This window comes from Tessaracoccus defluvii (genome assembly GCF_014489575.1).
GTDB classification, from domain to species: Bacteria; Actinomycetota; Actinomycetes; order Propionibacteriales; family Propionibacteriaceae; genus Arachnia; species Arachnia defluvii.
The window spans coordinates 681,266-691,576 of sequence record NZ_CP060789.1 but is presented as its reverse complement, the minus strand read 5'-3'; the positions used below and the strand labels follow the sequence as shown (position 1 = coordinate 691,576).

Here is a 10,311-nt window from a genome sequence, read left to right as displayed (position 1 = left end):
GGTTCGTGATGTCGGAAGGGCTCGACAAGGACACGCTGCTGCGCTATCTGCGCAGCGAGCGGGAGGCGTTGCTCTGGAAGGTGGAGGGGCTGGGCGAGCGCGAGCTGCGGCTCCCCGCACCCCCACCGGCACGTCGCTGCTCGGCCTCATCAAGCACTGCGCGGGGGTCGAGCACGGCTACGTCGTCGAGAGCTTCGGGCGGACCTCGCCGGCCCAGCCGGCCGCCGTCGACTTCGAGGCGGACCCGAACGGCGACTTCCGGGCCGCCCCGGGCGAGTCGGCCGAGTTCCTGATCGCGCAGTACCGGGCCGTCGGCGAGGCCGTCGAAGCGGCGGCGGCCGAGATGGACCTCGACACGCAGGGGCACGTGCCCTGGTGGGGGGACAGGGGTGACGTGACCCTCGGCCGGGTGCTGGTGCATCTCATCGCAGAGGTGGCGCGTCACGCCGGCCAGGCCGACATCCTCCGCGAGTCCATCGACGGCGCCGCAGGACTCAGCCAGGGCAACACGAACCTGTGGGAGCCGGAGGGCGGCTGGACGGCATACACGGCCCGGCTCCGCGCCGAGGCCGAGGAAGCCGGCCCCGCCTGACACCTCCCCCGCGCGCGTCAGGCGATCCCGGCGTCGCGGGCCAGCAGCGCCAACTGGACCCTGTCCGCCGCTCCGACCTTGACCAGGAGCGCCGACAGCTGATTGCGGACGGTCTTGTCCGCCACCGCCAGCTGCCGTGCGATGCGCGGGTTGCTGGCGCCGGAGGCCACCAGCCGTACCAACTGCAGCTCACGCGGCGTCAGCGCAGCAAACGGACCCGTGCCTGGCGTGCCCTCCCCCGGCGTCGGCGCAGCGAGCACCCGGTGGGCATCGGGCAGGTGCGGGCCGACGACGAGGCCGCCGTCACGCACGGTGCGCAGGGCCGCCAGGAGCAGATCCGGGCCGGTCTCCTTGACGAGGAAGCCGGAGCCTCCGGCCGCCAGCACCGCGCGCGCCAGGTCCGGCTCCGCCGTCATCGTCAGCACCAGGACGGCCAGCCCCGGATGCGCGAGGCGCAGCCGACGGGTCAGCTCCACGCCGTCGCCGTCGGGCAGGCCGACGTCGACGACCGCCACGCGGATCGGGTGCAGGGAGGCGATCCGTTCCGCCTCGGCGACGCAGTCGGCCTCCACCACGCGTCCCACCCAGTCCTCGCCGCGCAGGAGCGCCGTGAGGCCGCTGCGGACCACGGGGTGGTCATCGACGATGAGGACGGTGTCGCCCGCCGCCCCGTCGGGTTCCGCTGCCTCCATTGGCCGCACCTCCCCCCGGCTCCGGGTTTCCGCAGTCCGCTGCTCCGGAGGCGGCCCTCGCCGCCCGCTCCTACCGGGTCACCCTCGAGCTGCGCGAGGCGCGTCACCGGCTCGTCCGCAGCCGGGAGGAGGAGCGGCTGCGGATCCGCCGCGATCTCCACGACGGGCTGGGCCCCGCCATCGTCGGTGCGCGCATGCAGGTGGCCGCGGCCGCTCGCTCGAATGCGGCCGACGACCTGCTCGAGGCGATGCAGGAGACGCTGGCCGAGTGCAATCGGGAGATCCGCCGGATCGTCGACGGGCTGCGCCCCGGTGCCCTCGACCGGGGACTCCTCGCGGCGCTCGAGCAGCGGGCAGGTGCTATCGGGCCGGTGCCGTCCGTCACCGTCGAAGCGGCAGCGCCGCTGCCTCCCCTCGACGCCGCCGTCGAGGTGGCCGCCTTCCGGATCATCACGGAGGCCTTGGCCAACGCGGCCCGCCACTCGGGGGCGGCGCAGGTGCGGATCCGCCTCGACTGCCCGGCCGGGCAGCTGCTGGCCGAGGTCGTCGACGACGGCACGGGCGGGGCCAGGGTGCGCGACGGTGGCGTGGGCCTGCAGTCGATGCGGGAGCGCGCCGAGGAGCTGGGCGGACGGCTCGTCGTCGACAGCGGCCCCGCGGGCACCGCGGTCCGGCTCCAGCTGCCCCGCTGAAGCGTGACGTGGTCCCGGACGCGAGGGGCCAATGTCCCTTCCTGGCGGGACACCCGGCGGCGGAAGCTGGTGCTGCCCGGACGGACCGGGCACCAGGAACACAGGAGACCCGACATGCGATTCCTCAAGACCCGCCTCACCCGCTTCGCCCTCGCCGTCGTCCTCAGCGCCAGCGCTCTGGCCATGACTGCCCCCGCCGCCAACGCTCTGCCGCGGCCTTCGGATCCCCTGCCCGACAGCACCTCGACGTCGTCCACGGCCTGCCTGGACCCGGTCGGCACCCCCGGCTACATCCCCGCCCTCCAGTTCCGCGAGCGCAACTGGCCGTTGACCGGCGGCCTGCACATGGACACCTCCGGGAGCGTCAACCGCAACACAGGCCTGGTGACCGCCCAGGTCCACCTGTACAACAGTTACTGGGGCATGGGCTACACCGGCGGCACCCTCATGGTCCTGTACGACAAGTGCGGCGGCACCATCGGCGTGACCAAGCCGGCCCAGTGGGGCGTCGACGCCAAGCTGTGGGCCTGGAGCATGAACGAGCGCAAGGCTCTCTACTCAGCCGATGTGCCTGTCTGGATCGCGAACCGGGTCGCCTCCGTCCGCGTCATCAACACCCGCGTCACTGGCGACGCCATGATCAACCTCTACCGCGAGATCCGCGGGATCGCCTGCGGGGTCCTGATCAAGGTTCCGTTCATGGGTGGCCACTGCCCCCTGCCCGAGTTCCGCTGAGCCACATTCCCAGCACAAGGCCGTGGGCCGCCGTCGGATGGACGGCGGCCCACACTGCGTCCTCGGCCCCTGGCCCCCGGTCACGGTAGGATGCCCGCGTGCTGAACCGAATGAACCGAATCATCCTCGCCGGCCTCTCTGGCGTCCTCGTCCTCACTCTCGGCGCCTGCGGCTCGGCCCAGTCGACCGCCGACGCCTGCAAGATAGCCCAGGAGACCGTCGAAAAGGCCTCCGCCGACATCCCGACGACCCTCGCCTCCGCCGGAACCGGCGACTACGCCGCGATGAAGGACGCCTTCACGACCCTCGCCTCCTCCATCGGGGATGCCGAGACGAAGGTCACCAACGCTGAGGTCAAGTCGGCACTCGGCGAGTTCAAGACCGGCATCAGCGAGTTCGGAGCCCTGTTCGACGGTCTCACCGACGGCGACATCAACGCGCTCGCGGAACTCTCCGGCGACCTGGAGACGGCGAGCACCAAGCTGTCCACCTCCGGCGAGAACCTGACGAAGCTCTGCTCCGCCTGACCCCTGCTCCACCCGGACGGCGCGGCCCACAGGGCCGCGCCGTTTCGCGTCCCGCTCAGTGCACCGGCGCCGGCTCGGCCTCGCCTGCCGGCCTGCGCAGGAAGAAGCCGCAGATCAGCGCCGCCGTCCACACAGCTCCGGCGCCGAGGAAGGCCCAGTGGGACCCGGCCAGCATCGCCTCGGCGTGCGAGCCGACGATCGGCTCGGCCGCCGCCGTCTGCATCGCGAACACCGTCACGAACAGCGCCGTGCCGGCCGCCCCTGCCACCTGCTGAATGGCGCCGATCACGGCAGACCCGTGCGAGTAGAGGACACCGGGCAGCGACCCCATCGCGACGGTGAACAGCGGAGTGAAGATCGAGGCGAAGGCCACGCTCATGAGGATGTGCCCGCACATGACCGCCCACCACGGCGTCGCGAGGCTGAGCGTCGAGAAGAACCAGAACACGCCCAGCACGACGAAGCTAGCGGGCACCACGAGGACGCGGGGGCCGAGCCGATCGAACACGCGGCCGACGAACGGCGACAGGAGCCCCATCGCGACGCCGCCAGGCAGCAGCATGAGTCCGATCTGGAGTTCGTCGAGACCGTAGGCCCGCTTCAGCAGCAGCGGCAGCATGATGATCGACCCGAACAGCGCCATCATCGCGATGGCGAGCATCGTCAGCGCGACGGTGAAGGACGGGTGCGTGAAGGTCCGCAGGTCCAGGAACGCCGTGCCGCGTCCCTGCAGCACCAGCTGGCGGGCGGTGAACGCCACCAGCGCCCCGATGCCGACGCCGATGCTCAGCATCGGCACCCAGAACTCCACGTCGGCTGCCCCGATGAGGCTCAGGCCGTAGATCAGCGGCCCGAAACCCGCGGCGGTCAGCGCGACGGAGGCCAGGTCGAGCGGGGTCCGGACCGGCTCCCCCACCGACTCGAGCCGCCACCAGCCGAGTCCCAGCATCAGGAGCGCGATAGGCAGCACCGTCGCGAAGATGGCCTGCCACGAGCCGACCGACAGGATGGCGCCCGACAGGGTCGGCCCGACGGCGGGCGCCACGGCGATCACCATCGAGATGTTGCCCATCATGGCGCCGCGTTCCCTGGCCGGGACGAGCCGCATCACGGTCGTCATGAGCAGCGGCATCATCACGGCCGTGCCCGTCGCCTGCACCACCCGGCCGCCGAGGAGCAGCCCGAACGTGGGAGCCAGGGCACACAGCAGCGTCCCGAGGCTGAACGTCGCCATCGCGATGACGAACACCGTCCTGGTGGACAGCCGGTCCAGCAGCCACCCTGTCACGGGGATCACGACGGCCATCGTCAGCATGAACGCTGTGGTCAGCCACTGCGCGGTGCGTTCGGTGACGGAGAAGTCCTCCATGATGGCGCTCAGCGCCACGTTCATGGTCGTCTCGTTGAGGATGACCACGAAGGCCGCGGCGATGAGGATCCCGATGACGCCCCGTGGTCGTGCCGTGGTCATGTGGTCCCTCTCGGAGTGCCGGCCGCTACCCGGGCTGGGGCAGCGGGTCGGGGCGGATGTCCGCCTCGCCGCCGATCGCGAGATCGCCGGAGACGGTCCCGGTCGCACGCAGCTCGAGGAGCCGCGGCACGAGGCGCTCACGTAGCGTAGCCGGTGCGACCGTGTTCAGGTAGAGCTTGGTCGCCCCCTCGAAACCGGCCAGCGTCGAGACCCGGAGCTTCACCATGATGCGCCACGGCATCGCCGCCGTGACCCCGGCGGGCCGGTAGTGCCACTCCTCATTGCACGGCACGTCGGCCCCAGCGCCGCGTGCACCGCGTGCAGCACATCGGAGACTCCGCGCAGCTCGGCCTCCGTGTGACTCCACGGCTCGCAGGTGGCGGAGGTGGAGTACACCTCGATCGTCGGGTACCGGTGGCCGAAGCCGGCGAACGCGATGCAGTGGGCATTGGCGGCGATCACGAGCCCCTGCGCGACCGCGACGTTCAGGGCGTCGTCGTTGAAGACATTCGGATTGTCCGCGACCCTGCGCAGAACCGCCTCCTGCTGCCCGCCCACCTCATCGACCGCCACCACCTGCTTGTGCAGGTGATCGAACGAGGCGCCGGCCGGGCGGAGCCAGTTCTGGAACACGACGACGTAGCGCGCGTGGGGGTTCTGGGCGTAGCCGTCGCGGGCCGCGTCAGCCGCGTAGGCGATGAACCGGGCGTGCTCGTCCGGCGTGAGGGTCCCCGACGATGCCAGTTCCGCGTCCGTGGCGGCGTCGTCGACGAAGTGGCGGCGGGCGATGATGACGTCGTGCCCTCCGCCGAAGAATCCGGTGGCCCGCTCCAGCAGGTGGTCCTCCGGCAGCAGGGTGGGGTCGAGGCCCGACGCCCGCAGCTTCGCCGCCATGACCGCGGCCACGTGGGCACGGCCCTCGGCCGAGGCCAGGTAGACGTCGCGGCGGCGACGCACCGCGGCGGGCAGAGTGAAGCCGTGGTTCTGGTTCCAGTACTCGTAGCCGAGGATCTCGAACAGGTTCGGCACGCGGCGGAACTCGGCGACCGTGTCCAGCGCGGCGTGGGCCTGGACGGCCTCGACGACCCGCCAACCTGCCGCGTCGCGCAGCACACGGGACTTCTCGGGCGGCGTCTCGAGATAGCGCCCGACACAGAAGGCGCACGCGTGCGTGAGGTCGGACGGCGTCAGGGACCGCGCGTGGGGATGCGGCAGGCCGAGGGGCCGGTTGCCACGGCCCGGCACGGTCCAGACCTCGGTGCCGGTGAAGGGATTGCGCTGCTTGACGGTTCCGTCGGGCAGCTCGGTCAGGTACGCGTCGGCACTCACGGGCTCCACCCTAGGTCGCGCGACGACGGCCCGGGCGTCGCCCCCGTCAGAAGAGCAGCGGGTCCAGCGCGATCGCCAGGAACAGCAGCGCCAGATAGGTGTTCGACCAGTGGAACAGCCGCATGGCCTTCAACTGGGCCCCTTCGAGGCCCGCGCGGGCCCGCCGCCACAGTGCCACGGCCTCCAGCAGGAGGATGGAGCCGAACACGAGCGCGGCCCCCGGGTAGAGCCATCCCGTCGGGGTGACAGGCCACAGCAGCAGGGAGACGACGACCGTCGCCAGCGAGTACCAGAAGATCTGGGCCGCGACCTTCGGCGCGGGGCGCACCACCGGGAGCATGGGGACCCCCGCGGCCGCGTAGTCCTCCTTGTACCGGAACGCGAGCGCCCAGGTGTGCGGCGGGGTCCACAGGAACACGATGGCGAACATGATCAGCGGCGGCCACGCGACGGAACCCGTCACCGCCGTCCAGCCGATCAGAGGGGGAAGCAGCCGGCGATGCCGCCCCACACGATGTTCTGCCAGGTGCGGCGCTTCAGCCACATCGTGTAGACGAAGACATAGAACGCGTTGGCGACCAGCGCGAGAATCGCCGACAGCCAGTTGGCGCCGAAGCCGAGGACGAGCGTGGCGAGAATGCCCAGCAGGACCCCGAACACGGTGGCGTTGCGCGTGGAGACCTGGTGCCGCGGGACGGGGCGGCGGCGCGTGCGGCGCATCACCTCGTCGATGTCGGCGTCCAGTACGCAGTTGAAGGTGTTCGCGGAGGCGGCGGCGAAAAGGCCGCCGAGCATCGTCCAGATGATCAGCTGCCAGGGGGGCAACCCACCGGCTGCCAGGAACATGGCCGGCACGGTGGTCACCAGCAGCAACTCGATGATGCGCGGCTTCGTGAGGGCGACATACGCCTTGATCACATCCGCGACACCCGCTCGCGACGACTCGGCCGCAGTACTGACGGTCACTCGCACCTCATTCACACGGGAATACCCCGGGCAGTCTAGCCGCGCCGGGCCCGGTGCCCAAGGAATCGGCCGCGGGCAGACGGAGAAGAGGATTCGCGATCCGGCTAGTGTTGACCCCGATGAACGACTACGTGAACCCGCTGCGCGCCCCCCAGGACCGCCGGCTCCCCCGCGTCGCGGGCCCCTGCGTCCTCGTGATCTTCGGTGTGACCGGCGATCTGTCGCGCAAGAAGCTGATGCCCGCCGTCTACGATCTGGCCAACCGTGGCCTCCTGCCGCCCGGCTTCGGGCTCGTCGGCTTCGCCCGCCGCGACTGGGAGGATCAGGACTTCGCCCAGGTCGTGCACGACGCCGTCAAGGAGCATGCCCGCACCCCGTTCCGGGAGGAGGTGTGGCAGCAGCTGCTCGAGGGCATCCGTTTCGTCTCGGGCACCTTCGACTCCGACGAGTCCTTCGAGAAGCTGCGCGAGACCATCACCGACCTGGACAGTGCCCGCGGCACCGGCGGCAACCACGCCTTCTACCTGTCGATCCCGCCGTCGGGCTTCGAGCAGGTCATGGCGCAGCTGTCGCGCCACGGCCTCGCGGAACGCAAGGTGGGCAACTGGAACCGGGTGGTCATCGAGAAGCCCTTCGGCCACGACCTCGCCTCCGCCAAGGAACTCAACCGTGTCGTCGAGACCCTCTTCCAGCCGCAGGAGGTGTTCCGCATCGACCACTACCTCGGCAAGGAGACGGTGCAGAACATGCTGGCGCTGCGCTTCGCCAACCAGATGTTCGAGCCGATCTGGAACAACCACTACGTCAGCCACGTCCAGATCACGATGGCCGAGGACATCGGCATCGGCGGCCGCGCCGGCTATTTCGACGGCATCGGCATCGCCCGCGACGTGATGCAGAACCACCTGCTGCAGCTCCTGGCCCTCGCCGCCATGGAGGAGCCGACGAGCTTCGAGGCGTCGCAGCTGCGCACCGAGAAGAAGAAGGTCCTCGCCGCGGCCCGCGTCCCCGGGCGCTACGACCTCCACACCGCCCGCGGCCAGTATGCGGCCGGCTGGCAGGGCGGGCAGCAGGTCATCGGCTACCGCGAGGAGGACGGCGTCGCCGCCGACTCCTCGACTGAGACGTACGCCGCGATCCGCGTCGACATCGAGAACCGCCGCTGGGCCGGGGTGCCGTTCTACCTGCGCACCGCCAAGCGCATGCCGCGCCGCGTGACCGAGGTGGCGCTGAACTTCAAGCGCGCACCGCACCTGCCGTTCACGGCCACCGACACCGAGGAGCTCGGCACCAACGCGCTCGTCATGCGCATCCAGCCCGACGAGGGCGTGACGCTGCGGTTCGGCGCGAAGGTCCCCGGCACGCAGATGGAGATCCGTGAGGTGTCGATGGACTTCGGCTACGGCGGCTCGTTCACCGAGTCGTCTCCGGAGGCCTACGAGCGCCTCATCCTCGACGTGCTGCTCGGCGACCCGCCGCTGTTCCCGCAGCAGGAGGAGGTCGAGCTCAGCTGGCAGATCCTCGACCCTGTCCTCGACTACTGGTCGTCGCTCGATGAGGCCCCCGAGGAGTACCGCGCCGGCACCTGGGGCCCGAGGAGCGGCCTCGACATGCTCGCCCGCGACGGCTTCGTCTGGCGCAGGCCGTAAGGAGACCCGCACGTGATCATCGAACTCACCGACACCTCGTCCCGCGAGGTCGCCTCTGCCCTGCTCGACGCGCGGCAGCGCTCCGGAGGCAGCGGCGGCCTCGTGCTGACCCTGCTGATCTCCACCGACGACGAGCACTTCAACGACGCGCTGGAGGCGGCCCGCGCCTCCGCGACCGCCCACCCGTCCCGTGTCATCGTGGTCACCACGGTCGCTGGTGACACGCCCCGCCTGGACGCCACCATCCAGATCGGCGAGGGCCTTCCCGGCGACCTTCTCGTGCTGCGCCTGCACGGGCCACTGGTCGACCACGGCGACGCGATCTGCCTGCCCCTGCTGCTCCCGGACAGCCCGACCATCGCCTGGTGGCCCCGGGAGGCGCCGGCTGACCTGCGCGCCGACCCGATCGGCTCGCTCGCCAACCGGCGCATCACCGATGCCGCAGCCTGCCCGGATCCTCAGGCCGCGCTGCTGCTGCGGGCCCGCAACCTTGCGAAGGGCGATACGGATCTGACCTGGACCCGCCTCACGAGCTGGCGTGCCCTCCTCGCCGCCGCCCTCGACCAGACCGAGGCACCCGTCACTGGCGCCCGCGTGCTCGCCGCGGCGGACAACGCCCCGGCCACGCTGCTCACCGCCTGGCTCGAGGAACGCCTCGGGCTGACGGTGGAGCAGGGCCTCGGCGACCAGCCCGGCGTCAACGCCGTCGTGCTGACGACGCCGAAGGGGGACATCGCGGTGCGCCGGGTCTCCGGCGGCAGCGCTACATACCAGACCCCCGGGCAGCCGGAGCGGACCGTGGCGCTGCGCCGTCGCCCCCTGACCGATCTATTGACGGAGGAACTCGAGCGGATGGACGCCGACGACATCTTCGAGGCCGCCGCGAAACGGATCGTCGCAGAGGCGGAGAAGCACTGATGTATACACGGGTGGTGCGGCTGCCGGACGCGGAGGACGTGTCGCGGGTCGTCGCCCGGCGGCTTCTCGACCGGGTGGTCGCGCTGCAGGCCGCGCAGCCGACGGTGCACCTCTGCCTCACCGGCGGAGACGCCGCCAACGCCATGTATGAAGCGTTCGCCGAACTCGCTGAGAGCTCCGAGCTCGACGCGACCCGGCTGCAGCTGTGGTGGGGCGACGAACGGTTCGTTCCGGCGACCGACCCCATGCGCAACTCGCTGCAGGCGGTGAGCCGGCTGGCCCGCACCATCTCGTTCCAGGCCGCCTACACTCACATGATGGCCGCGCAGGACGGCCGCAAGGACAGCCACGAGTCGGCCGCCGAGTACGAGGCGGAGCTCGGCGGCACCACGTTCGACATCATGCTGCTGGGCATCGGCGCGGACGGCCACGTCGGGTCCATCTTCCCTGGTCATCCGAGCTTTGAGCCGACCACCCGCAGCGTCATCGGGGTGACCGACTCGCCGAAGGCGCCGTCGGAACGGATCACGCTGACGCTGCCGACCTTGAACCGCTCCGACGAGGTGTGGTTCCTGGCGACCGGCGAGGCGAAGGCGGAGGCCGTCGCCGCCACCCTCGAATATGACGAAACCCTGCCGGCAGCACATGTGCACGGCAGGGTCGTCACGTATTGGTTCCTCGACGAGGCGGCGGCCGGTCAACTCCCGGCGCAGTACTCCTGCCCCTTCTGAGGAAGGAGG

The 10,311-nt window shown here is 70.9% G+C and carries 9 protein-coding genes and 2 pseudogenes; 7 read left to right on the top strand and 4 right to left on the bottom strand.

The annotated features are described in order from the left end of the window. Positions 1 to 73 precede the first annotated feature (73 nt). On the top strand, positions 74 to 592 hold the full coding sequence (locus tag H9L22_RS03205; protein WP_264292597.1) for a DinB family protein: 519 nt from the start codon (positions 74 to 76) through the stop codon (positions 590 to 592). A gap of 17 nt (positions 593 to 609) precedes the next feature. Here the strand turns inward: H9L22_RS03205 and H9L22_RS03200 are convergent, their stop codons facing one another. Continuing rightward, positions 610 to 1,284, bottom strand: a complete 675-nt coding sequence (locus tag H9L22_RS03200) for a response regulator transcription factor (protein WP_187721567.1) — start codon at positions 1,282 to 1,284, stop codon at positions 610 to 612. Between H9L22_RS03200 and H9L22_RS03195 the strand changes: the two genes are divergently transcribed. From H9L22_RS03195 to H9L22_RS03185, 3 genes are all read left to right on the top strand, one after another. Then, entirely contained in the window at positions 1,284 to 1,976 is a 693-nt protein-coding gene (locus H9L22_RS03195) for a sensor histidine kinase (RefSeq protein ID WP_187721566.1), read from the top strand. The two genes, H9L22_RS03200 and H9L22_RS03195, sit on opposite strands and share 1 nt — an antisense overlap. Before the next feature lie 114 nt (positions 1,977 to 2,090). Further along, positions 2,091 to 2,711 (top strand): hypothetical protein, encoded by a 621-nt coding sequence (locus tag H9L22_RS03190; RefSeq protein WP_187721565.1) that lies wholly within the window; start codon positions 2,091 to 2,093, stop codon positions 2,709 to 2,711. A gap of 98 nt (positions 2,712 to 2,809) precedes the next feature. Then, positions 2,810 to 3,238: a hypothetical protein gene (locus H9L22_RS03185; RefSeq protein ID WP_187721564.1), complete on the top strand. Its 429-nt coding sequence runs from the start codon at positions 2,810 to 2,812 to the stop codon at positions 3,236 to 3,238. 55 nt (positions 3,239 to 3,293) lie between these two features. On the opposite strand, the gene H9L22_RS03180 is transcribed toward H9L22_RS03185, so the two are convergent. From H9L22_RS03180 to H9L22_RS03170, 3 genes and pseudogenes are all read right to left on the bottom strand, one after another. Further along, positions 3,294 to 4,709, bottom strand: a complete 1,416-nt coding sequence (locus H9L22_RS03180; protein ID WP_187721563.1) for an MDR family MFS transporter — start codon at positions 4,707 to 4,709, stop codon at positions 3,294 to 3,296. Between the two features lie 25 nt (positions 4,710 to 4,734). Continuing rightward, positions 4,735 to 5,954, bottom strand: a pseudogene (locus H9L22_RS03175) (DUF4921 family protein). A 130-nt stretch (positions 5,955 to 6,084) separates the two neighbouring features. Beyond that, positions 6,085 to 7,070, bottom strand: a pseudogene (locus tag H9L22_RS03170) (heme o synthase). A 53-nt stretch (positions 7,071 to 7,123) separates the two neighbouring features. Between H9L22_RS03170 and zwf the strand changes: the two are divergent. From zwf to pgl, 3 genes are read left to right on the top strand one after another with little or no spacing between them, the layout of a single operon-like run. Next, positions 7,124 to 8,653, top strand: a complete 1,530-nt coding sequence (gene zwf, locus H9L22_RS03165; RefSeq protein WP_187721562.1) for a glucose-6-phosphate dehydrogenase — start codon at positions 7,124 to 7,126, stop codon at positions 8,651 to 8,653. A 12-nt stretch (positions 8,654 to 8,665) separates the two neighbouring features. Further along, positions 8,666 to 9,571 (top strand): glucose-6-phosphate dehydrogenase assembly protein OpcA, encoded by a 906-nt coding sequence (locus H9L22_RS03160; protein WP_187721561.1) that lies wholly within the window; start codon positions 8,666 to 8,668, stop codon positions 9,569 to 9,571. Further along, positions 9,571 to 10,302, top strand: a complete 732-nt coding sequence (gene pgl, locus H9L22_RS03155) for a 6-phosphogluconolactonase (protein WP_187721560.1) — start codon at positions 9,571 to 9,573, stop codon at positions 10,300 to 10,302. Before H9L22_RS03160 ends, pgl begins: the two co-directional genes overlap by 1 nt. The last annotated feature ends 9 nt before the right edge of the window (positions 10,303 to 10,311 follow it).